The organism is Citrobacter sp. CK194 (genome assembly GCF_030333395.1).
GTDB lineage: Bacteria > Pseudomonadota > Gammaproteobacteria > Enterobacterales > Enterobacteriaceae > Citrobacter_B > Citrobacter_B koseri.
The window spans coordinates 47519-68925 of sequence record NZ_JAOWGA010000013.1; the positions used below are offsets into that span (position 1 = coordinate 47519).

Annotated in this window: 20 protein-coding genes and 1 pseudogene; 11 read left to right on the forward strand and 10 right to left on the reverse strand. The window is 48.1% G+C overall.

The window, feature by feature from the left end; all coding sequences use genetic code 11:
- Nucleotides 1-428 precede the first annotated feature (428 nt).
- Nucleotides 429-629: pseudogene (locus OGX80_RS03005) on the forward strand (thioredoxin domain-containing protein); the annotation flags it as partial.
- A gap of 190 nt (nucleotides 630-819) precedes the next feature.
- On the opposite strand, the gene OGX80_RS03010 reads toward OGX80_RS03005, so the two are convergent.
- The 6 genes from OGX80_RS03010 to OGX80_RS03035 all read right to left on the reverse strand — a co-directional run bounded on the left by OGX80_RS03010 (nucleotide 820) and on the right by OGX80_RS03035 (nucleotide 8078).
- Nucleotides 820-3342, reverse strand: a complete 2523-nt coding sequence (locus tag OGX80_RS03010) for a YeeR family protein (protein WP_233644136.1) — start codon at nucleotides 3340-3342, stop codon at nucleotides 820-822.
- A 36-nt stretch (nucleotides 3343-3378) separates the two neighbouring features.
- Nucleotides 3379-4824 (reverse strand): hypothetical protein, encoded by a 1446-nt coding sequence (locus OGX80_RS03015; protein ID WP_233644135.1) that lies wholly within the window; start codon nucleotides 4822-4824, stop codon nucleotides 3379-3381.
- Nucleotides 4824-5669 carry a hypothetical protein gene (locus tag OGX80_RS03020; protein ID WP_101743944.1) on the reverse strand — a complete coding sequence of 282 codons (846 nt, stop codon included), beginning with the start codon at nucleotides 5667-5669 and terminating at the stop codon, nucleotides 4824-4826. The genes OGX80_RS03015 and OGX80_RS03020 overlap by 1 nt, the downstream gene beginning before the upstream one ends.
- 34 nt (nucleotides 5670-5703) lie before the next feature.
- On the reverse strand, nucleotides 5704-6582 hold the full coding sequence (locus OGX80_RS03025; protein WP_101743943.1) for a helix-turn-helix transcriptional regulator: 879 nt from the start codon (nucleotides 6580-6582) through the stop codon (nucleotides 5704-5706).
- A gap of 305 nt (nucleotides 6583-6887) precedes the next feature.
- Nucleotides 6888-7499, reverse strand: coding sequence for an inovirus Gp2 family protein (locus OGX80_RS03030; RefSeq protein ID WP_101743942.1), 612 nt, complete (start codon nucleotides 7497-7499; stop codon nucleotides 6888-6890).
- A 372-nt stretch (nucleotides 7500-7871) separates the two neighbouring features.
- Nucleotides 7872-8078: a helix-turn-helix transcriptional regulator gene (locus OGX80_RS03035; RefSeq protein WP_072197167.1), complete on the reverse strand. Its 207-nt coding sequence runs from the start codon at nucleotides 8076-8078 to the stop codon at nucleotides 7872-7874.
- Between the two features lie 393 nt (nucleotides 8079-8471).
- On the opposite strand from OGX80_RS03035, the gene OGX80_RS03040 reads away from it, so the two are divergent.
- From OGX80_RS03040 to OGX80_RS03085, 10 genes are all read left to right on the forward strand, one after another.
- The gene (locus OGX80_RS03040) at nucleotides 8472-9383 is read left to right on the forward strand and encodes a hypothetical protein (RefSeq protein WP_233644134.1); all 912 of its coding nucleotides are present in this window, start codon (nucleotides 8472-8474) and stop codon (nucleotides 9381-9383) included.
- Nucleotides 9384-9473: 90 nt separating this feature from the next.
- Entirely contained in the window at nucleotides 9474-10337 is an 864-nt protein-coding gene (locus OGX80_RS03045) for a GTPase family protein (protein WP_101743940.1), read from the forward strand.
- An 89-nt stretch (nucleotides 10338-10426) separates the two neighbouring features.
- Complete coding sequence (locus tag OGX80_RS03050; protein WP_101743939.1) at nucleotides 10427-11254, forward strand: DUF932 domain-containing protein; 828 nt, start codon at nucleotides 10427-10429, stop codon at nucleotides 11252-11254.
- Between the two features lie 226 nt (nucleotides 11255-11480).
- Nucleotides 11481-12167: a WYL domain-containing protein gene (locus OGX80_RS03055; protein WP_047738081.1), complete on the forward strand. Its 687-nt coding sequence runs from the start codon at nucleotides 11481-11483 to the stop codon at nucleotides 12165-12167.
- 72 nt (nucleotides 12168-12239) lie between these two features.
- On the forward strand, nucleotides 12240-15083 hold the full coding sequence (locus tag OGX80_RS03060; protein ID WP_192466320.1) for an Ag43/Cah family autotransporter adhesin: 2844 nt from the start codon (nucleotides 12240-12242) through the stop codon (nucleotides 15081-15083).
- Nucleotides 15084-15224: 141 nt separating this feature from the next.
- Entirely contained in the window at nucleotides 15225-15689 is a 465-nt protein-coding gene (locus tag OGX80_RS03065) for an antirestriction protein (protein WP_060571128.1), read from the forward strand.
- 8 nt (nucleotides 15690-15697) lie between these two features.
- Nucleotides 15698-16180, forward strand: a complete 483-nt coding sequence (locus OGX80_RS03070; protein WP_060571129.1) for a JAB domain-containing protein — start codon at nucleotides 15698-15700, stop codon at nucleotides 16178-16180.
- 8 nt (nucleotides 16181-16188) lie between these two features.
- Nucleotides 16189-16410: a DUF987 domain-containing protein gene (locus OGX80_RS03075; RefSeq protein WP_008783823.1), complete on the forward strand. Its 222-nt coding sequence runs from the start codon at nucleotides 16189-16191 to the stop codon at nucleotides 16408-16410.
- An 18-nt stretch (nucleotides 16411-16428) separates the two neighbouring features.
- Nucleotides 16429-16746, forward strand: a complete 318-nt coding sequence (locus OGX80_RS03080) for a type IV toxin-antitoxin system YeeU family antitoxin (protein WP_060571130.1) — start codon at nucleotides 16429-16431, stop codon at nucleotides 16744-16746.
- A gap of 20 nt (nucleotides 16747-16766) precedes the next feature.
- The gene (locus OGX80_RS03085; RefSeq protein ID WP_072197168.1) at nucleotides 16767-17135 is read left to right on the forward strand and encodes a TA system toxin CbtA family protein; all 369 of its coding nucleotides are present in this window, start codon (nucleotides 16767-16769) and stop codon (nucleotides 17133-17135) included.
- A gap of 256 nt (nucleotides 17136-17391) precedes the next feature.
- Here OGX80_RS03085 and OGX80_RS03090 read toward each other — a convergent pair whose 3' ends face one another.
- From OGX80_RS03090 to OGX80_RS03105, 4 genes are all read right to left on the reverse strand, one after another.
- Nucleotides 17392-18423 carry a methionine synthase gene (locus OGX80_RS03090; protein WP_071260041.1) on the reverse strand — a complete coding sequence of 344 codons (1032 nt, stop codon included), beginning with the start codon at nucleotides 18421-18423 and terminating at the stop codon, nucleotides 17392-17394.
- 27 nt (nucleotides 18424-18450) lie between these two features.
- Nucleotides 18451-19434, reverse strand: coding sequence for a DUF1852 domain-containing protein (locus OGX80_RS03095; RefSeq protein WP_071260039.1), 984 nt, complete (start codon nucleotides 19432-19434; stop codon nucleotides 18451-18453).
- A 269-nt stretch (nucleotides 19435-19703) separates the two neighbouring features.
- Complete coding sequence (locus OGX80_RS03100; RefSeq protein WP_071260037.1) at nucleotides 19704-20927, reverse strand: Zn-dependent hydrolase; 1224 nt, start codon at nucleotides 20925-20927, stop codon at nucleotides 19704-19706.
- Nucleotides 20924-21406, reverse strand: coding sequence for an L-2-amino-thiazoline-4-carboxylic acid hydrolase (locus tag OGX80_RS03105; protein WP_012133757.1), 483 nt, complete (start codon nucleotides 21404-21406; stop codon nucleotides 20924-20926). The genes OGX80_RS03100 and OGX80_RS03105 overlap by 4 nt, the downstream gene beginning before the upstream one ends.
- Nucleotide 21407: the final 1 nt, after the last annotated feature.

Here is a 21407-nt window from a genome sequence, read left to right on the forward strand (position 1 = left end):
GCCTGTCTTCCAACACTCATGCCTCTCAATGATTTAATCGCAGATGTATGAGTAGATATCGCATGATAATAAAATGAAGACTGAATCACCATATATTTAACCGATACCTTATTGCTATCCATAGATACTGTTTTATCGTTGTAGAAGGTAACTGCTACACCGATGACGTTACCCAAAACTAACTTCCGCTCCTCACTCACTATGGACCTTGCTGAGCGTGAGTTTCTTCGTGTTCGGGGGCGGAAGTGGCTAACAACAATCTGTGTGGTTCAACGGGGAACGGGTCAATACAGTGACTGAGAGATAAACCATATTCATTCATAACCTTCCTTGGGAGGATACGCTTCGCATGCAGCTAGATATTGCTAATCGATGAGCACAAGTTAACCCTGACCTATTAATGGGTAATGTTATCAAATAAGGAATAAAGTGTTGAGCCTTATGAGGAACTGGGCTTTGCAGATGAGAAATTTACTGACGCTCGGTTAATCGTTGTGACGCCGCTGGGAACCAAACTGTTTCGTCCTTCTGAAGTTGTTCTGGATATCCTTCCAGATGCTCAGAAAGCGGCTTTCACCAAGGAAGACGGTGAGAAGGTTATTGATGATGCAGGTAAACGGCTGAAATAAACATTAAGGGGGCAATTGCCCCCATATTTGTTAATTCTTCATACCCTTCCGAAAGTCTGTTCGAATCAGTTCATTATGATGATTACCATTGTTTATTCTGTATTTTACAATGGTATCATGGGGTTAATGGTATTTAAGTTTGCTTCATCTAGAGCACCATATCACGATGGTAATGAATTTATACCTTTCATTATGCAACAGCAGATAATGAAACCGATGTATCAAGCTGATCGACCATTTCGCAGATTTGCGATTGTTCATAGCTCAGGACCGGTCGTTGCTTAACCACACTTACTACAAGTGGTTTAATCAGCATATTGGCCGTTGCTCGGTCTTGCTCTTTTGCGGCGAAGATTACCTCCAGGGTTTTTTGGTCAATTACTGTTGCCAGATTCGCGTTCAGGTTTTCAAGTTCGTGTTCTGTAAGCATGAAACTTGTTGCAAGCCATGTAACCTGTTCCTGGATGAGAGCCAGCACTTTTACTCGGTCGTCTTCAACCAGTGCACCCGCTATTTTTTTGGAAATCGCTGTGGCAATCATACCGCCTAACAAGCCACCAGCTGCGCGTCCTGCTAAAGCACCGAAAGGACCTAATGGACTAAGCATCATTCCGCCAGCAATAGAACCAATTGCACCCCCAGCCACACCAGATGAAGTAACTGCCAGATTTTTTATAAACTGTGCCCCAGAAATACGACCTCGCACCATTTTGATCATATCCGGACCAGTGGTCACGGCGACCAGTGCGAAAGAGGTAACCAGTGTGCCACGCATCATCTTGTTAAGGGAGTTGAGATTGTTAGCTCCGACTCCCTGTTGAAGCGCATTACGAACTGTCGGGCTGGCAGCGGCAAAATCAATATTTTTAAGTAATCCCTGAACGGCACTGATACGGTGTAATTGCTGTACCGTCACATAAACTGTCAGTGTGCGGGTAAATGTTTTACCTGCCTGTATTGCTGCCGTTTGCAACGCAGCCTTACGATCGCCGGTATTGAGGTAGAAAATAGAAGCTGTCAGACCGAAGCTGATACCTCCAGCTGCGAGGCTGATGATAGATCCTTCCGCAATGTCGTAAGTGATAGATTCGAACGTGCCAAACTTAGTAATGTTTTGTGCCTGGCTATAAGTCAGGTGTCCCTGACGTACAAGTTTTGTGGCTTCTGCAGGATCGGTAACGCCGGGGACTTTGCCATCGCGAATTTTGTTCTCCATCGTTTCAAGCGCTTTCGAATACTGGTCTTTCGGAACCTCTAACTGCATTGGGGTTCCGTTACTGTCATAATAGCGATAATTACCGTTTTGTCCGTCAAAACCAGCACCGACGCTACGTGCAGCGGTTGCACAGTATTTGGTCTGAATCTCTGAACCGTTAACCAGCCTGTCTGCACCATTTTTCGCATTATCATCACCGAGAATATGTGCATCTTTTAGTTGGATTTTGTCAGTAAGATGATTTCCCCGTTCGGCTGCAAAACCATGTCCTTGTCCTCCCACTGCAAACATTTTTTCGTTAGTATTCCAGGCCTCCGGGAGTGTCATGAGAATCAAACCGTTTGTTGCTGCACTGGAAATAAATTCAGCCTGTGGTCGCTTGTGAATTTCAATGCAGAGTTTTTCCGTTTCCCGGCAAATATCTGAGCAATACCATTCTTGGCTCCCACCACCGCCTTGGTGTTTTGCGTTTTTAATTTCGCTCAAACCGCATGAAGTGCAGGTACAAAGCTCGTCGACATAGTGAAACGAGACAAATTTTCGACCATCCGAAAAAGAATAATAGTTCCCACCATCAAGATAACGGTTCAGGAGATCATCATTCGCAGCAGAGGGTAAATTCAGCCTATTACCAAAAAGGCTTCTTAGCTCATCTGATGAGTGTACTATTTTACTGTTTAACTGCTCATTAAATTCAGCCATCTTTCTTTCATACCAGGCATCATTTAAAAGCCAGTTTTCACCAGCCAGATCCTGCTCTCGAGTATCGCCCTGAAAAATATGCTGTGAGACCAACTTGAGATAGATAGTCTCTACGAATTCTGCTGAGAGGTTACTTCCTTCTTTTAGTTCCGTCAGCCAAAGTTTGTTATTGATCGCTTTTTGCTCATTTAACCCTGTATTGATGGCATTAGTTAACTTCTTGAGTTCCTGAATTTGGTTTGCCGCATAGAACTGTGTCAGTAAGGCTGCTATCCAGTATAGCAATCCTGTCCACCACATCAGTGAAGATGAGATATTATATTGCCAGGCTATAAACGGTGTAGCCGCAGAGCAGGCCATCAAAAAGTAAGACGTATAAAAACAGCAATAATACTCTTTAAGTTTGGCATTGATATCGGCTGGTATAAGCCCGTTTTGTAGAATAGCCTTGGTTTGTACAGGTACTGCAAGCAGGCCACTGGCAAATGCAGCGGTTAAAATAAACTTCATTGAATCAAATGAATAAGCTTCGTAGGCAATATGTTTACCATCAAGTCCCCACATAAAGCTAATCACCATTCCTGCTATGGCAAGAGGTACACCCAGCAGCCAACGTGAGTGAAGCGCATAGGTTACGCGCTCTACAATATAGCCCGCCAATAAAGGCGGGCCTGCAACAATCAATGCACCCAATCCTAATATCACACCTAGAATATTGAGAGATGCCTTAAACAACGCTTTTATAATAACAAAACCGATTACCAGTAAAATTAACGCACCAATTATCTGTAGCATTGTGGTTTTATCCTTGCTGTAATTTTTATTCGAGTGCTACGCCATCATAAATGTGTCAAGATCATCCGCATTTTTGATTATCTTCGTCTCTTCAACACCGTGGGCCTGGGCAAGCGTGATGCTTGCTTCCAGCAACCGGCGATTGTTTTCCACGCTAAATGCAGCTGCGGTAAGCTCACCCAGCGCCGCGAACTCGTTCAAAATTCGGTTGAGTGCTTTCTGCTCAATCTCACTTAAGCGACATGTAAATTGCTCCATTTTTTTCGCCAGCAATTGGCGTGCTTTACTGTCCAGATTTTTAGCTACGGTAACCATAAACTTCCCTGAGATAGAACCAACCAATGCCCCCAAAACAGGCACAGGGATGATTGCCTGACCTGCGACAGACATTGCGCCAACGATGGCAGATTCCGCGCAGATGATAAGGCCAAGATCGGTAAATTCATCAGCATTAATCTCACCGCGCTGATAGGAGAGAGCAAGATTGCTTACACCTTTAGCGGCAGTGACCAGCGCGCTGGCGAACGGTGCTCCCAGAGAGGCATAATTGGTCAGGGTATAAATTGCTCCGGCGGATACACCGCCAATAGCGGCACCTTTCAATGTATCTAAGCCGACATCCTGCCAGTCCTGTCTGTTGAAATCTCCACGAAATATATTTTTACCGTCACGGTATTTGCTATATATACCTGTTACAAGAGCAAAGGTTCCACCGAAAGCGGCTCCCATTGCGGTTGCACGCATGCCTTCACTTAGGGAGGGTTGGTGATCGTCAATAATTTCTGCTTTTTTTGCCTCGTTCTGTTCCGCTAATTCCTGATCATGTTTATCAAGCGTTTCGTCAATTTTTCCCCACTGAACATCTTTGTAATCAGAAACTCCAGGACGCACGACATCATTAAAGGATCTTCCCGTTGTACTTTCAATTTCTGTAACTTTATCCCTGATAGCCTGTATTGTTTTTTCGCTCAAGCCCTCCACCGGCTTCCCATCAATAACATCCTGAATCGTTTGCCAGGAGTCTTTGGGGATATGGTAAAAGGATTCTCCTTGGGTGAAATTGGGATAGGTTTCCATGTGCTGAAGGACATGGTTCAGGTTATTATTAACTCCGTTGATAAACTTTGACTGCACGTCAACGCCATCTATCATATAATCCGCCGGAGCGGTTCGACCCACTCCGTCAAACGTGGCGCTAAGATCAGAGGCATCCTGAACCCTTTCTTCTATTGCCTGGCGAGCATTGCGCACGCCAACTTCTACCTGCTCAGCAATTTCACCGTGTTTGGTGCTCATTGAGCCCAGGATGTTAGCCGGTGACGCGATGAAATCACGCACCTTTTGCATTTGTTCGCCAGCCAACTCAAATGCACGATCCTGCTGCGATAGTTTTAACAGTTCATTATCAATGCGGGTCTGATTAATGGCGTTAACCGCGCTGCCGATAAGCTGGTCGCCAACTGTATTATGGTTAATGCTCATTACTGGATTTTCTTGTTGATCAGTTTTGATAATGCATTGATATGGTTAATCAATGCCCCTAATTGATCTTTCTGCTGGGTATTAAACTGGCAATAGTCTTGAGGCGCAGCCTTTTCCAGCACATCAATAATGCTTTCAGTACCATGATAGTGCTCGGATGTGAGCATCTTGAGTTCTTGCGCACCACGTTCCATCACGCGAAGTTCGCTGGTTTTTGCGCGAACCTGGCGCTCTTCCTGTTGTGCTTCATCAATGATTTTACCGTTTTTGCGACGGGCTAGTAAGGTTCCGCCAGCGATGCCTACAGCACCAATCCCCCAGCCTATTGGACCCGCCAGAGCCAGTAGTGCGCTTCCTGCTGACATGCCACCGCCACCCGCAGCCAGTGCGCCGCCGCCGAGCCATGCCAGGGCTGCATTTGTTGCGGCAGCTCCGCTTAACGTAGCAATAGCGGTACCCGTGGATGCTGTACCAAAAGTTGTTGCGACCGCCAGCGCAGCCGTAGGGGCAAATGCGGCGACCCCCGCCCCAACGGCAACCCCCGCAGCAGCCGTTCCTTTACCAATATGTGATGCGCGGTATTCTTCTTCCAGTTTTTCCACCACGTTATCAAATTCAGCGATTTCCGCTTTCAATTCGCTCCAGGATTTATCAAACTCTTTCGGTGTATTCGCCAGTCGATTAACAAAATTTTCACCACGGGCAATCAGGTCCTTACTGCATTTCTGGCGTAACAGAAAGAGGGCAGTGATCTCATCTTGGGTGTCTTTAGCCTGTACTTCATAACGGTTAGTTGCACTTTTGAGACTGGCTAATGCTTCTTTTCTTTCTGAACCACGTAACATTTTTTACTCCTGCTGTATGTTGTCAAAAATAATTTCACTGCAATGGGTTTTTCATTTCTATTATCTGCTGGTTGAGCTTCTGATAAAAAAGTTGTTGTAGGCTAACCGGGGAAATAATAGTGAGATTTGGTAACCAATAACGTAATAATGGAAATAGCTGGTTTTCGTGTGCCATTTTGGTTTGCACGATCAAGTCGCCATTAGGTTCCTGACGAATTAACTTTTGGGCAGGCAGAACATTTCGACGTTTAAAAAAATGGCTTACGTCGGCTGAAATTTTAAGGAGTACAATCTGCTTATCCAAAGAAAACCAGACATCATCTTCTTCAGCAAAGTATTGTGTGATATGGGGTTGTGGTGTGAAGTGCTCTGATTTAAATTTCAGCCAATGAATTTTGGTGAGCTGGAATCCTTTAACCTTTTCATTCTCTACCGCACCGAGATACCAGACGCTCTTTATGTTAATAAGCTTATAAGGCGCGACGGTCCGATGTTTCCCTTTATAATGAAATTCACAAAGGCTATTTTCACGAATCGCTTTATCGAACACACTATAGTTATTCTCAAGTACGCGTTTCGCTTCTGGATCTCCGGGCAGCGATCTGATGATCAGTGAAGTCATGTCAGGCTGGGAGAAGATTTTTTTTACAGGGAATAACTCTGCCATCCCTAGGGCATTGATGAGATTTTGTTGTTCTTTTAGAGCCTGAGGTTTAGCGTAAGCGGGAGCCAGCCTGTAAATACCATCACCATCGGGGACGATTCTGTCGCCCAGACGATTAAGATCACGATACAAAGTACGCTCACTGATGTTGAATTCGTCCATCATCTTCTTACGTGATACAAAACCGTACTGGTAAAGTTCTGCAATAATAGCGGTTATTCTTTGTACCATTACCTCATGCCCGCTCATGCGCGTTCTCCTTGTGATTTTTCCTTGAGATTACCAGTCGCTACTGACAGGGCATGTCAGTAGCGACTGGGGGATCATGTTTTCATATCGGCAAATTTCTCACATAACTTAAGGAGATTAAGTCGAAAAGTCAGTTAATGGCTTTTGCGGTCAATAACATAATCAGTCTCCTGCAGGCAGTCGCGAGTAGCCACTCAGAGGTGAAAGAACAACTGACGTGTCAAGGCTTCAAAAGCGGAGTATGCTGAGATTCAGTCGATTAGAGCCAGGCTGAAAAAATCTTTATAGACTTAGTTTGTTTTGCCTCAGGACTGGCTGCAGCCAAATGAGCGTTCATTCCGGCTGTATGACTTGGTGCGCTCCTTCGCAAAATAACTCAGCCTGAAAGTGAGTTTATCGTAAACCGTTTTGTAGTCTAAATTATTGACGTCCAGGTAATACAATGGGTTGTCCGGGATATGTACCAGCGTTCGATATCCGGGGGGAGAGCTCAACTGTAAGGCACTCAGCCAGGCTGCCTGTATCAGGCTGGCTAACCCAGTTCCATCTTCACCGTACACCCCTAACCCGTTGAAAGTATCTTTATTCACAAAGAGTACCATGTGGTAATGAGACTTCTTGTTTACTTCTCCAACCTCCCGGACCCAGGCGTAACGTAAATGACATGGGTAGCATCGAATACCCTGCTTTAGTTTGCTTCGATATCGTGCTTCAATCTTTGCATTAAGCGATTCTATAAATCGAGAGATAAGACCAGCCTTACATTCATCGTGGTTATCAGGAAGTCGTAGGTCTACACGGACAACCATTGTTCGTGGGTATTGTGCTGTAGCGTTATTAATCACGCGAAGCATCCGTTGCAGATACATTGTATTGAATGGGGCATGACGTTGATCAAGATAAATATCATTAAGCATCATAAATTCCTGTTGTCTGTATAGTATCTAGGGTTGTGTCTTACCTTGGGTTGATGAGGTAATTAAATGGTGATTTATGGTTTTGATTTGAATGTTTGTTAGTTTGATTTGTGGGAGCGTGTATATGTGCAGAGTGTATTGACTATTGTTGTTTATATACTTGCAATGGATGAGTGTGTTGATGGTTGGATGTGTAGTATATTGTTGTATATATTACCAATCCGGGGTGTTAATTTTAATGCGTGTCATGCAAGGTGTGATTTTATTAGCTGGTGATCATTTATTTTTACTCCGAAGTTAACATGTGGGTTATATAATGATATTTATGATATAAACATGCAGTCCGATTGGGGGCATGGGCGTAATTTCATTTCAGCTTCGCGATGCTTTAACTCGTTCTCGTAACCAATTTTCAACTTCACTCTGTAACCAGCGAGAACTTCTCCCTAGCTTAATAGGTTTTGGAAATTCACCATCTTTAATTAATTTATAGAACCACTTGTCAGTTAATCCAGTTAGGGTGGTGATAAATAACATGTCAACTAATTTGTCTTCAGTTAATAGTGTTTCAGTTATCATATTAGATTCTCCGGTTGTTATTAGTGTGGCAGAGCTCAATTTGGAATTGAGTTCGCGTTCAGGCATAACAACCGGTTGTTATGTAAAAATTATAATGAGCCTTTTAAGTGATTCTGGAAATTGAAATGTCCCACTTCATGCATATAAAGCAGTAAGGTTTTTTATAATTCGTTATGGCTATTTCAATCTGTTTATATTTGCGCTTAGAGTTTTATATCCCTTTGTAATCCAGGACCCAAACAGTTCTTTTACTTCTTCCCCTCTGCTATCCCCCAGTCCTCAAGAAGCCAAATTTTCGTGACCGTATACACGTTATCAACAATAACTCATTGAGTTAATGTGCAAAAATGGGCATTTTTGTACCTATAATCACGTAGTGACAAGGGGGTAGTGGTGGTTTCATTTTATGATGAAAGGAATCTCATTTTATTTTTGTACTTTAAATTAAAGAAATTCGAGGTTGATATTCCTCCTGAGTCGTCCGAAGCAAATCTTGCAAACTATGAAAAGAGAGTGCGCAATTTATTATTGAGTGGGAATAAAGGTTCCGAAAGAGAAGTAGATACTTTTATCAATAACACCCGGGTTGAGGCTAAAAAAGAGATTCCATGTGAAGATGAGCTTGAATGGTTCACCACAGACTCCAGGGCTAGTTATTGGTTACTTTGTAAAACAGATCAAGATCACGTTACCGCGGGTTATGCACCCTATACAAACACTTTCCCTGTTCAGGCAGGAAATTCTCTGTTAAATGAACCATTCACTTTAGGATTCGATATTCCGCCGGTCCATAATCTTCGGGTGCGGCTTATCAAAGATAAAGTTGTAAGAAGCATTTCTGAAGGAAATACCAGACAATACATCCTAAAATTACATAATGAGTGGAATGAATTAATCACAAAGAGAAATTTATTTTCTGATGTTAATGGGAAGGCAGGGGTGACCATTGACTGGTTGCTGAACTATTTGCAGGAAAACAATATTACCTTGCAAAAGTATCGGCATGCTGAAGGAACAGAAGAAAAAATCGCATACTGTTATGCGTCATATTTTATCTGGCGTGAGGATGTTTTTAGAACTGAAGCAGAAAGAGAACTATTCATAAGGAAATTTAAAAGTGCATTGAGCACACAGAAAAGCCGAGAGAAGAAGCGTGCAGATAAAAATAAAGCCCTTAACGTGATCATTTCTCAGGAGACTCATGATAAGCTTCGTGATATATCTGTGAGAGAAGGGATCTCAAATGCCAGAGTTATTGAATATGCTGTTCATCTGGCATGGAGGCAAAAATTGAATCCACGCTGAATGTTTTTTTGGATATATATCATCCCCATGAAGGATTCAAAAAGGCAGCCATGTAAGCTGCCTTTTTATTATCAATAAGAGGGGGGGGTTATGAAAAATAAATACGGTTATTCTTCTTTGCTAAAGCCGGTATCTGGATTACCTGAATGGGTTACTGAGCATTTATTGCAACAAATAAGACAGATAACTGAGTATGAACCGGTTATAGGTATTATGGGTAAAACGGGAGCAGGCAAAAGTAGCCTTTGCAATGCCCTGTTTGCTGGTGAGGTATCTCCTGTCAGCGATGTGGTAGCCTGCACCCGGGAACCTCTGCGCTTTCGCCTTCAGGTTGGCGAGCGCGTTATGACGTTGGTAGACTTGCCCGGCGTAGGGGAAAGTAGTGCACGCGATAGCGAGTATGACGGGCTGTACCGTGATCAGCTTCCCCGGCTCGACCTGGTGCTGTGGCTGATCAAGGCCGATGATCGGGCGCTGGCGGTGGATGAGCATTTTTATCATCAGATAATTGGTGAGTCGTACCGGCATAAGGTGCTGTTTGTTATTAGTCAGTCGGACAAGACCGAACCCACTAGCGGTGGCGGTTACTTATCCACAGAGCAGAAGCAAAACATTAGCCGTAAAATTTGCCTGCTGCATGAATTGTTCCAGCCTGTTCATCCTGTATGTGCCGTATCGGTCCGGGCTAAGTGGGGATTACGAACAATGGCGGAGAGAATGATTCGCTGCCTGCCGCGCGAGGCCAGCAGCCCGGTGGTCGCGCAACTGCAGTCTCCCTTTCGCACAACAGTAGTCCAGGAAAAAGCGCGCGTTGATTTTGGTGAAACTATCGGTGCGGTGCTGGATACGGTGAGTACTTTCCCGCTGATACCGACTCCGGTGCGGACCATCATTCAGGCCATGCGCACCACCGTGGTATCAGTGGCCCGTGCTGTCTGGGATTTCTTCTTCTGAGCGTTTAATTCCAACCTGTTATTCCATGAGCCCTGTCGCCTGTGCGGCAGGGCTTTCTATTATTGTTTTCCGTTATGAGGAGTCTGCTTATGACCCGTCTGGCTTCGCGCTTTGGCGCAGCAAATCTTATCCGTCGTGACCGTCCGTTAACCCGCGAAGAACTGTTTCGTGTGGTGCCCAGCGTTTTCAGCCAGGACAAACACGAATCCCGCAGCGAACGTTATACCTATATTCCAACTATCTCCCTGCTGGACAGCCTGCAGCGCGAAGGTTTTCAGCCATTCTTTGCCTGTCAGACCCGCGTGCGTGACCCGGGGCGTCGGGAACACACCAGGCACATGCTTCGCCTGCGGCGGGAGGGGCAAATTACAGGTAAACAGGTGCCGGAAATCATTCTGCTTAACTCTCATGATGGCACCAGTTCGTATCAAATGCTGCCGGGATTATTTCGTGCGGTGTGTCAGAACGGGCTTGTCTGCGGTGAGTCGTTTGGTGAGGTGCGGGTACCACATAAAGGTGATGTGGTGAGTCAGGTGATTGAAGGGGCTTATGAAGTGCTTGGGATTTTTGATCGGGTGGAAGAGAAAAGCGATGCCATGCAGTCTCTGATGCTACCGCCACCTGCGCAGCAGGCACTTGCGAAAGCAGCGCTTACGTATCGCTTTGGTGAGGACCACCAGCCTGTTACTGAATCGCAGATACTCTCCCCACGCCGCTGGCAGGATGAGAGCAATGATCTGTGGACCACTTATCAGCGTGTACAGGAAAACCTGATTAAGGGCGGGCTTAGTGGACGCAATGCTAAAGGCGGACGAACGCATACCCGTGCGGTGCGTGGCATTGACGGGGACGTAAAACTCAACCGTGCGCTGTGGGTGATGGCGGAAACGATGTTGTCACAGTTTCAGTCTGTTTAAATTCAGGTTCTGCATCTGAAAAGTTAATGCCTCGTTAAAGAATGACATGCCCTGTCAATTCACCTCTTCTTGTGTTGCTGATTAATTGAACAAAAACCCCAGCTTACCCAGTGATCAGTGGCTTCCTGTCCATCGAAAAATAGTTATTGCCCCGGACATACCCTGTCAGACCCCTTCTTTAGAATCATAACCCTTTCAGTCAGTTAACTCGTATGGAGAAATGATAATGACACAGACAGAGCGCCGCCACGACAGGCTGGCGATCAGGCTGTCGCTGATTATCAGTCGCCTCGTCGCAGGTGAAACGCTGGATATGCGCAGGCTGACCGCAGAGTTTGGTGTATCTGCACGTACTCTGTACCGCGATTTTCGTGAACGGCTGATGTATCTGGATCTTGAATGTAGCAACGGTTGTTACCGCCTGCGGACGGGGGTGAGTGGTGCGCAGGCCGAGCTGGATGTGCTGACCTTCGCCCACCGTACAGGTGTAGCCGATCTGTTTCCGGGGCTGGACCGTCGACTGGTCAGCCTGCTGCTGAACTGCAACGACGCGCCCTGTCTGGCGGGTGAAGCTGTGGGTATAACCAGCCCGTCAGCGTCACTGTCATTCTATCGTCTGGTCAAAGCCATTACCGCCTGCTATCGCGTCACGCTGCTTGCTGACGGACAGCGTTGCGAACGGCTGGCACCGTATCGGCTGATGATGCAGGAAGGTCACTGGTACCTGATCGCTGAATATCAGGAGCGCCCGGCTGTTTTCACCCTGAATGAAATCCATGTGGTACAGCCCACAACGGAGATATTTAGACGTAACGAGAGGCTCTGGCGGATGGCAGAGAATACCGGTTTTGCCCGGGCTCTGCCGCATTTCCGCTGCATCCAGCAGTCGCTGAATGCATTTACCTCACCCTGAAGTTTTTCACCAGCCAGCATCCACGGAGAGTGGATGCTGGCTTTTTTATTTACACACAACAAGGTTAATACGATGAAGCGAAATCTGAATACCAGCTATCGGCTGGTCTGGAACGAAGTTCTTGGCGCATTTGTGGTTGTTTCAGAACTGGCAAAAGCAAAAGGAAAGCGTACTGGCGCAGTACTCGCACTAGCCGTTGCCGGACTGACCTCTGGTACAGCACTGGCGGCAGAGACCTCTGTACCTGTCGGGGAGACGACTGACGGGGTGGTTATCAGCAATAACGACACGCAGCTGGTTTACGGGCAGGCGAATAACACCACCATTAACACTGGGCTTGAGTACGGCAGCGATGATGAAGATAACAATCAGGGCGGCCAGTTCGTACAGGATGGTGGCGTAGCAAACCACACCACCATAAACAGTAACGGTCTTCAGGCGGTGCTTGCAGGCGGCAGTGCCAGCGATACAACGATAAATACCGGTGGTGGTCAGAGCGTACACGGTCAGTCTTCCGGTACGGTACTGAACGGTGGCGAGCAATGGGTACATTCCGGCGGGATTGCCAGCGGTACCGTCATTAATGAAGGCGGCTACATGGTAGTTAAAGGGGGGGCTCAGGCAATTGGCACCGTTGTGAATACCGGCGCACAGGGTGGTCCGGATTCGGAAAACAGCGACGGGATGTTTGTTTCTGGTACCGCAACAAATACAACCATCAATGAAAATGGCCGCCAGGTCGTTTTCGAGCAAGGGACCGTCGTCGCTACGACGGTGAATGCTGGCGGTGACCAGAGCGTTCATGGCAGTGCAGAAAATACCACGCTAAATGGCGGCTATCAGTACGTTCATTCCGGTGCGGCAGCAACGGATACCGTCATCAACAACGGTGGCTGGCAGGTAGTTAAGGACGGCGCTCAGGTCAGCGATACCACGGTCAATAACAGCGGCAGACTCAGCGTGGTGGCGGGTGGCAAAGCCTCAGATGTCATTATCAATGCCGGTGGCGCACTGGTGACAAATACGGCTGCGGATGTGTCCGGCACCAACCGGCTAGGCAGCTTCAGTGTTGATTCGGTTTCCGGTAACGCAAGCAATGTGGTGCTGGAAAATGGGGGGCGACTGGATGTCCTCACTGACAATGCCGCAGACACAACAATGGTCGATAAGGGCGGTGTGCTGGCGGTTAACAACGGCGGAACGGCGACAAACGTGACTATAAATGAGGGCGGTGCCCTGATTGCCGACAGCGGTTCAACGGTCAGCGGTACAAACGCGCATGGTGAATTCAGTATTGATGCTGCATCTGGCAAAGCCAGTGGGCTCTGGTTGGAAAACGGCGGTCACTTTAGCGTTAAATCCGGTGCGATAGCGGAAAATACAGCCGTTGGCAGCGGCGGCGAGCTGAGTGTGGGAAATGGCGGTGGGCTGGCCGGAACCACCAGCCTGGCTGAGCATGCAAACCTGACGATTACGGGGGATGTCATCAGTACCGGCACCATTGAAAATGCCGGTACGATAACCTTCGCGCCTGAGCAAAGCGATGCCGCCAGAACTCGCCTGTTTGCTGCTTCCTCTGATATTACCTTTACTCCCCGCAAGCTCACCACGACAAACATTGTCGGCCAGGGTGGCACCATTAACATGAGCATTAATCTGGCTAACCCAGACTTCCCGGCTGATATGCTGGTTATTGATGGTGGGCAGGCAACGGGTAAAACCTGGCTGAATTTCACCAATGCCGGTGATGCCGGGCTGGGCCTCGCCACCACGGGGAACGGCATCAAAGTAGTGGATGCGATTAACGGTGCCACGACGGATGCCGGGGCCTTTGCACTTGGCAGCAAACTGCAGGCTGGTGCGTATAACTACATCCTGAACCACGGTGCTGCGGATGAAAACTGGTATCTGACCAGCGAAGCTGGCTATCGTGCTGAAGTTGCTCTTTATGCTTCGCTGTTTGCGCAGAGCATGGACTATGACCGCGCACTGGCAGGCAGTTACAACCAGCGCAGCGCGGTCAAAGGTGACAGCGGAGTCTGGGGACGCATCCAGGGCGGTCACATGGGACATGATAATAACGGCGGAATTGCACAGGGTGCGACACCGGAAAGCAGCGGCAGCTACGGCTTCGTACAGCTGGGTGGTGACATGTTGAGTACGCCATCACTGAAAGCCGGTGTGTACGGTGCAGCAGGACATTCTTCTGTTGATGTAAAAGACGATGACCGCTCCCGCGCCGGGACTGCCCGTGACGATGTGTACAGCCTGGGCGGTTACCTGACCGCCGTGCATGCCGCCAGCGGCCTGTGGGCGGATGTGGTGGCTCAGGGCTCCCGTCATAACCTGAAAGCGACGTCTGATGCAGACAGTTTCGCTACCCACGGCTGGGGCTGGCTGGGCTCGCTGGAAACGGGCCTGTCGTTCAGTGTGACCAGTGGCCTGATACTGGAGCCGCAGCTTCAGTATGTCTGGCAGGGGCTGTCCCTGAATAACGGCTATGACAATGGCGGCTACGTGAACCTCGGTGACGGTAGCGTACAGCATATTCGTGCCGGTGTTCGCTTCGGCAGCCAGTCAGAGATGGCCTTCGGTAACGGTACTTCCACACAGGCTGGTTTTGGCGACAGCATGAAACGCAGCGTAAGCGAACTGCCGGTGAACTGGTGGGCGCGTCCGTCTTTTATTCGTACCTTCAGCTCAGATGGTGATTTGAGCATGGGAACGGCCACGGCGGGAAGCAATGTTACCTTTACCCCGTCTCAGGATGGCACAGCGGTTGATCTCCAGGCGGGTATCGATGCCCTTATCCGCCAGAACGTGACGCTGGGTATTCAAGGCGGCTATACCCGTAGTGTCAGCGGTAACAGCGCTGACGGTTACAACGGGCAGGCCACGCTGAAAGTCGCCTTCTGATAGCACAGCCCCACTAAAACAGAGATAACCACTCTCATCCGGCCCCTGTTGCTTATGCAGCAGGGGCTTTTTGTTTTTAACGTTATGTAATCGACTTCACGCCAGCACACAGTCGCTGGCTTTTTATTTCGGAGAAACATCATGAACGCATTCAATAGCAATAGCGTTACGCCCTTTCAGGAACAATCGCCAGCGACAGGTATTACCGCCTCTGTTGTGCCCGATCGTCAGCGGCTCTCATTCTGGCCGACACACTTTGGTTCCATTCCGCAGTGGATAATCCTGAAGCCCCGCATTTTCGCCTGGATGGACCGCTTCTGTGATGAGTACAGCGGTGGTATCTGGTCCTTTTACATGCTCAGCAATGGCGGAGCGTTTATGGCTCCCGATGCTGACAGTGACGATAAATGGCATCTGTTCAACGGCATGAATGGCAATGGTGCGGAAATGAGCGCGGAAGCCGCAGGTATCGCTGTCTGCCTGATTGAATACAGCCATCACGCCTGTCGCACCGAATGCTATGCCATGACCGCGCACTATTACCGCCTGCGGGACTATGCCCTGCAGCATCCCGAAGCTCACGCCATTCTGAGCATTATCGATTGAGGATACTCATGATGGAACAGTCACTTACCCCACAGGCTCCGGTGCTCCCACTGAGCGCTCAACGCACTGTGCAACATGCCCTGGCCCTGCTTGACCGCCACCTGCGCGAAACTGGCGTGGCGTTCACCTCCATACAGGCCGCCCGCGACTGGCTGCGGTTGAAAATGGCCGGGCTTGAGCGAGAGGAGTTTATGGTGCTTTATCTCAATCAGCAGAACCGGTTGATTGCCCACGAAACCCTGTTTGCCGGTTCCATTAGCAGCACCGAGGTACATCCCCGTGAGGTGGTCAAGCGGGCCCTGTACTTTAATGCGGCAGCAGTGTTATTTGCGCACAACCACCCTTCCGGTGACACCACACCCAGTCAGGCCGATAAAGCTGTCACGCAGCGTCTGGTGCAGGCGCTCCAGCTCGTTGATATCCGTGTGCCTGACCACCTTATCGTCGGTGGCACGCAGATATTGTCGTTCGCTGAACACGGTCTGCTTTGAGGTATTACATGAAAATTATCAGTAAACGCCGGGCGATGACGATTTACCGTCAGCATCCGGCCTCCCGTATTTTTCGCTACTGCACCGGCAGATACCAGTGGCGCGGCAGTGTCTGTCATTACACCGGTCAGGTAGTTCCTGACATTCCCGGCGTGCTGGCGGTATACGCCGAACGTCGCCAGGACCGCAACGGGCCGTATGCCTGCCTGATGAGTATTACCCTGAACTGACAATAAAGGAGGCTATAAATGAGTAACATGACATGGGGCCTGCAGCGGGACATTACGCCACGCCTGGGAGCCCGTCTGGTGCAGGAGGGGAACCGGCTGCACTATCTGGCTGAGCGGGCAAATATCACCGATAAGTTTAGTGATGCCGAGTGTATGAAGTTGGATGTCGCATTCTCGCATTTTATCAGTCAGATGGAATCAATGCTGACCACTGGTGAAATGAATCCTCGCCATGCCCACTGTGTCACCCTGTACCACAATGGTTTCACCTGCGAAGCCGATACCCTTGGTAGTTGCGGCTACGTATATATCGCCATTTATCCCACTCAACGCTAACGAATTTCACGAGAGCAAACATGAAAACTCTACCTGCTACAATTTCGCGGGCGGCGAAGCCCTGGCTGTCGCCCGTTGCAGTCTGGCAAATGCTACTTACACGCCTGCTGGAAAAACACTATGGTCTGACCCTGAACGATACGCCGTTTTGTGATGAAACCGTTATACAGGAACATATCGATGCCGGTATCACTCTGGCTAATGCCGTTAACTTTCTGGTAAAGAAATATGAGTTAGTTCGTATCGATCGCAATGGATTCACCTTACAGGAACGAACGCCATATTTGACTGTGACAGATATCCTTCATGCCAGGAGAGCATGCGGATTAATGAACAGTTGTTCGTATCGGGAAGTAAGTAATATTGTTCTTAGCCGATCGCGGCAGTGAGAAAGCCTTCAAGAGCCGAGAAGATTTGTACGGTCTGTGAAAAAATTGGTGATATTGGCGACTCGGTGAAAGGCTCATCGAGTCGCATGAAAAACAAGGTGGGGGCACAAAAGGGGGCATTTATAAAGATGAAACGAGAAAATATGTATGTTTATCAATGGCTATGTGGGGTATGTTATGTTCCTATTATCGCACCATTTCAAATTCCTCTCAGATCTACCGAAATCAACTTATAGCCCGTATCTTATTAACAGAGTCATTTAGCCGAAAGTTCTCTTCGGATGATTTCTGCGCCTGCGCTTAGGGCATCGAGCTTACCTCTGGCTACCTGACGAGATAAGGGAGCCATACCACAGTTGGTAGAAGGATAGAGCTTGTCGGCATCGACAAACTGAAGCGCTTTGCGTAACGTACTGGCGACTTCTTCTGGTGTCTCAATGGTATTGGTTGCCACGTCAATGGCCCCTACCATGACTTTTTTACCGCGAATCAGTTCAAGCAGATCCATTGGAACATGCGAGTTATGACATTCCAGTGAGATGATATCGATATTAGACGTTTGCAGTTTGGGAAAAGCTTCTTCATATTGTCTCCACTCTGACCCCAGCGTCTTTTTCCAGTCGGTATTGGCTTTGATGCCATATCCATAGCAGATATGCACAGCGGTCTCGCATTTTAGCCCTTCAATGGCTTTTTCTAACGCGGCGATCCCCCAGTCATTCACTTCATCAAAAAACACATTAAATGCGGGCTCATCAAACTGGATAATATCGACGCCGGCAGCTTCTAACTCTCTGGCTTCCTGATTGAGAATTTTTGCAAATTCCCAGGCCAGCTTTTCGCGGCTTTTATAGTGGGCATCGTAGAGCGTATCGATCATCGTCATAGGCCCTGGCAGCGCCCATTTAATTGGCTGACGAGTGAGCTGGCGTAAATACTTTGCATCTTCAACAAAAACGGGTTTTTGACGCGCTACCGCATCAACAACGGTCGGTACGCTCGCATCATAGCGATTACGAATTTTAACAATCTGACGTTTCTCAAAATCAACGCCGCTGAGGTGTTCAATAAACGTGGTGACAAAGTGTTGGCGCGTTTGCTCACCATCACTAACAATATCAATACCTGCCTGTAGTTGATCATCCAGGGATAAACGTAGCGCATCTTGTTTTCCCTCGATTAATTCCTCATTTTGCAATTTCCAGGGCGACCAAAGCGTCTCAGGTTGAGCAAGCCAGGAAGGTTTAGGTAAACTGCCAGCCGTTGAAGTGGGTAGTAATATTTTCATAATCGATGACCTTTTATTTTCGGTTAATCAAAGAGCGTAGTGAGCAGACCATTTTTCAAGAATATCTTTGTATGGTTTGATGAAGTGCTCTTCTGTAAACTTTCCTTGCTCAATAGCCAGCTGGCTGCGTTCTTCCCGATCATAAACAATTTTTGTTAATGAATGATCCTGGTGGTTCAGATTTGGTTGATAGCATTGACCTGCTGCGGCGTTGGCATTGTAAATTTCAGGTCGGTAAATCTTCTGGAACGTCTCCATCGTGCTGATGGTGCTGATAAGCTCAAGATTCGTGTAATCACTAAGTAAATCACCAGAAAAATAAAAGGCCAAAGGTGCAACGCTATTTTTTGGCATAAAATAGCGAACCTGCAAATCCATTTTATTGAAGTATTTCTCAGTTAACGAAGATCCACCTGGCTGGTATTCGATACCCAATACAGGATGCTGATTCCCAGTCCGATGATAGATATCGTTACTTGACACGCTGAGACATATCACAGGTGGTTTTTTGAAATGCTCTTTGTATTCATTTGAGTTTATGAAATGTTTAAATATGTTCCCATGCAAATCACCAAAATTATCTGGAATGCTAAACTCAGGTTTGTTTTTGTTATGCTCTGGCAGTAATACGCTAAAGTCATAATCTCGCACGTAAGAGGAGAAATTATTCCCGACAATACCTTCAAAACGTTCGTTGTTCTTTTTGTCAATAATATTGGTTTTTAATATTTCAATTGCAGGGAACGTATCGCTGCTGCTATCAACGTTAATATTCATCGCAACAGAAATGATATCAAGTTCCACAGAATAACGATCGCTTTTGGGGTTATCCCAATACGCCAGTGTATTGAAGCGATTGTCAATCATCACTAACGTGTTGCGTAAGTTTTCCTGGCGGTTCTTTCCTCTGGCCAGATTCGCAAAGTTGGTAGTAATACGCGTATTTTCCGAAGGGTTATAATGTTCATCAAAGCGACTGCTTTTGATCGTAAATGTAAAATCGTTATTCATCGTGATCCTGCATCCTAAGTCATGATATGAAAACTGAATTAATTTATTGATTTTACAGAGTTACCTGACTTTATTATTTAGCAGTATTCATGTTATCAATAAGTGAGTAAGGTCTCTTTTATGCCAGAGTCACTGGATGAGTGAAAGAGACTTAATTTCATTACAACATGAGTCATATTCATGGTCTGCTGTATGGTCAAACCCGGTCATGCTTGTAATCGATTAAGTTGAATAGTGATTCTTCCACCTGACCGGTTCACCTGGCTCTGTTATTCAAGCGCAGCTGGCAGGAGGCTGTGCAGCAGAACATTAGCGCCTTTTTCTGCCCATTCCGGCTGAATATTTTCTGCCTCGTTATGGCTGATGCCTTTTTCGCAGGGGATAAAAATCATGCTGGCGGGCGCGATTTTGCTGATATAACAGGTATCGTGACCGGCGCCGGACACCATCCGTTTGCTGCTGTATCCCAGTGCCTGGGCCGCGTTTGCGCTGCGCTGTAGACAGGTCTCGTCAAATGCGATGGGGGCGTAATCGAAGATACGTTCCACGTCGAGCTGAATGCCGCGCTGATTCAGATCGGCGGTTGCCTTGCGAAGCGCCGTTTCCATTGCCTGGAGGACGGTAGTCTGTGGATGACGAAACTCCACGCTGCAATGTACTTCCCCTGGCACTACGTTACGCGATCCCGGTGAAATCTGCGCCATGCCGATTGTCGCTCTGCCGTCTGGTTCGTGCTGATTGCCAATGTCTTCCACCGCCAGCGCCAGACGGGCGAAGGCGGTCAACGCATCGCGGCGGCTGGCCATTGGCGTGGTGCCGGCATGGGCGGCAAATCCGCGAATTACAACGTTGAACCAGCGCTGGCCCATAGCGGCATGCACCAGGCCGATATCAATACCTTCCTCTTCGAGAATCGGGCCTTGCTCGATATGTAGCTCGTAACAGGTGTAGACAGGGAAGGCGACGGCGGGCTGGTCGCCACGGTAACCGATGGCCTCAAGCGCTTCGCCGACGCTGATGCCATCCTGATCTTCACGCGCCCATGCGTATTGTTGTGTGAACTGCCCGCTCCAGACGCCGGAGGCCAGCATTGCTGGCGCGAAGCGCGCGCCTTCTTCATTGGTCCAGTTGACCAGTACAATATCGCGTTCGGTCTCAATGTTCTGATCGTTTAACGTACGCAGCACTTCCAGCCCGGCCAGAACGCCGTAAATTCCATCATATCGCCCACCCAGCGGCTGAGAATCAACGTGTGAACCGGTCATCACCGGCGCAAGCTGTGGTTTTTTACCGGCGCGGCGAATAAACATGTTGCCCATGCTATCGATTTCGCAGCGAAACCCGGCTTCCTGCGCCCAGTCGCGCAGTAAATCACGAGCGAGGCGATCCTCATTGCTTAATGCCAGTCGGGTGACGCCACCGGCTGGCGTGCCGCCGATTTGCGCCATTATCTCAAGCGTTGACCATAAACGCTCTGCATTCACGCGGATCATACGTCTTCCTTTTTGGTGCGATAGCGAAAGTCACAGCATGCGCCACCCTGCATGATGGTGGTCGTACGGGTCAGCTCCACGTCGGGCGCGTAGCCGACGATAAATTTCTCATCGCGGGCGCAGGAGAGCAGGTGGCCAATCTCACCGAGGCCCATCTCGTGGTACATCTCGGCATAACGGCAGCGGGTGACGTTATAGTTGTACTGCTTGTCGTCGGCGTCGATCACTTTGACATCCAGCGCGTTATCCTTCTCCCACAGGTATTGCAGGGCGATAAAACTCTTCACGTCTGTGCCATTCGGCTCCTTGCGCGCAAATTCTTTACCGGCATCGATCGCCGCCTGCTCAATGGCTTCGCCAATGACCGCCTGGGCGCGGGCTTTCCCTATCTCGCGCACCAGGATTTCATAGATTGGTTTAATAATCTCTGCTTCTATTTTGCGGCGGGCGAGAATGCCCAGCTCATTATTATCACTCATC

Excerpts from the sequence above, each read along its gene's own strand:
- OGX80_RS03010 (WP_233644136.1), bottom strand. The coding sequence starts at position 3,342 with ATGCTACAGATAATTGGTGCGTTAATTTTACTGGTAATCGGTTTTGTT.
- OGX80_RS03015 (WP_233644135.1), bottom strand. The coding sequence starts at position 4,824 with ATGAGCATTAACCATAATACAGTTGGCGACCAGCTTATCGGCAGCGCG.
- OGX80_RS03020 (WP_101743944.1), bottom strand. The coding sequence starts at position 5,669 with ATGTTACGTGGTTCAGAAAGAAAAGAAGCATTAGCCAGTCTCAAAAGT.
- OGX80_RS03025 (WP_101743943.1), bottom strand. The coding sequence starts at position 6,582 with ATGAGCGGGCATGAGGTAATGGTACAAAGAATAACCGCTATTATTGCA.
- OGX80_RS03030 (WP_101743942.1), bottom strand. The coding sequence starts at position 7,499 with ATGCTTAATGATATTTATCTTGATCAACGTCATGCCCCATTCAATACA.
- OGX80_RS03035 (WP_072197167.1), bottom strand. The coding sequence starts at position 8,078 with ATGATAACTGAAACACTATTAACTGAAGACAAATTAGTTGACATGTTA.
- OGX80_RS03045 (WP_101743940.1), top strand. The coding sequence starts at position 9,474 with ATGAAAAATAAATACGGTTATTCTTCTTTGCTAAAGCCGGTATCTGGA.
- OGX80_RS03050 (WP_101743939.1), top strand. The coding sequence starts at position 10,427 with ATGACCCGTCTGGCTTCGCGCTTTGGCGCAGCAAATCTTATCCGTCGT.
- OGX80_RS03055 (WP_047738081.1), top strand. The coding sequence starts at position 11,481 with ATGACACAGACAGAGCGCCGCCACGACAGGCTGGCGATCAGGCTGTCG.
- OGX80_RS03060 (WP_192466320.1), top strand. The coding sequence starts at position 12,240 with ATGAAGCGAAATCTGAATACCAGCTATCGGCTGGTCTGGAACGAAGTT.
- OGX80_RS03065 (WP_060571128.1), top strand. The coding sequence starts at position 15,225 with ATGAACGCATTCAATAGCAATAGCGTTACGCCCTTTCAGGAACAATCG.
- OGX80_RS03070 (WP_060571129.1), top strand. The coding sequence starts at position 15,698 with ATGATGGAACAGTCACTTACCCCACAGGCTCCGGTGCTCCCACTGAGC.
- OGX80_RS03075 (WP_008783823.1), top strand. The coding sequence starts at position 16,189 with ATGAAAATTATCAGTAAACGCCGGGCGATGACGATTTACCGTCAGCAT.
- OGX80_RS03080 (WP_060571130.1), top strand. The coding sequence starts at position 16,429 with ATGAGTAACATGACATGGGGCCTGCAGCGGGACATTACGCCACGCCTG.
- OGX80_RS03085 (WP_072197168.1), top strand. The coding sequence starts at position 16,767 with ATGAAAACTCTACCTGCTACAATTTCGCGGGCGGCGAAGCCCTGGCTG.
- OGX80_RS03090 (WP_071260041.1), bottom strand. The coding sequence starts at position 18,423 with ATGAAAATATTACTACCCACTTCAACGGCTGGCAGTTTACCTAAACCT.
- OGX80_RS03095 (WP_071260039.1), bottom strand. The coding sequence starts at position 19,434 with ATGAATAACGATTTTACATTTACGATCAAAAGCAGTCGCTTTGATGAA.
- OGX80_RS03100 (WP_071260037.1), bottom strand. The coding sequence starts at position 20,927 with ATGATCCGCGTGAATGCAGAGCGTTTATGGTCAACGCTTGAGATAATG.
- OGX80_RS03105 (WP_012133757.1), bottom strand. The coding sequence starts at position 21,406 with ATGAGTGATAATAATGAGCTGGGCATTCTCGCCCGCCGCAAAATAGAA.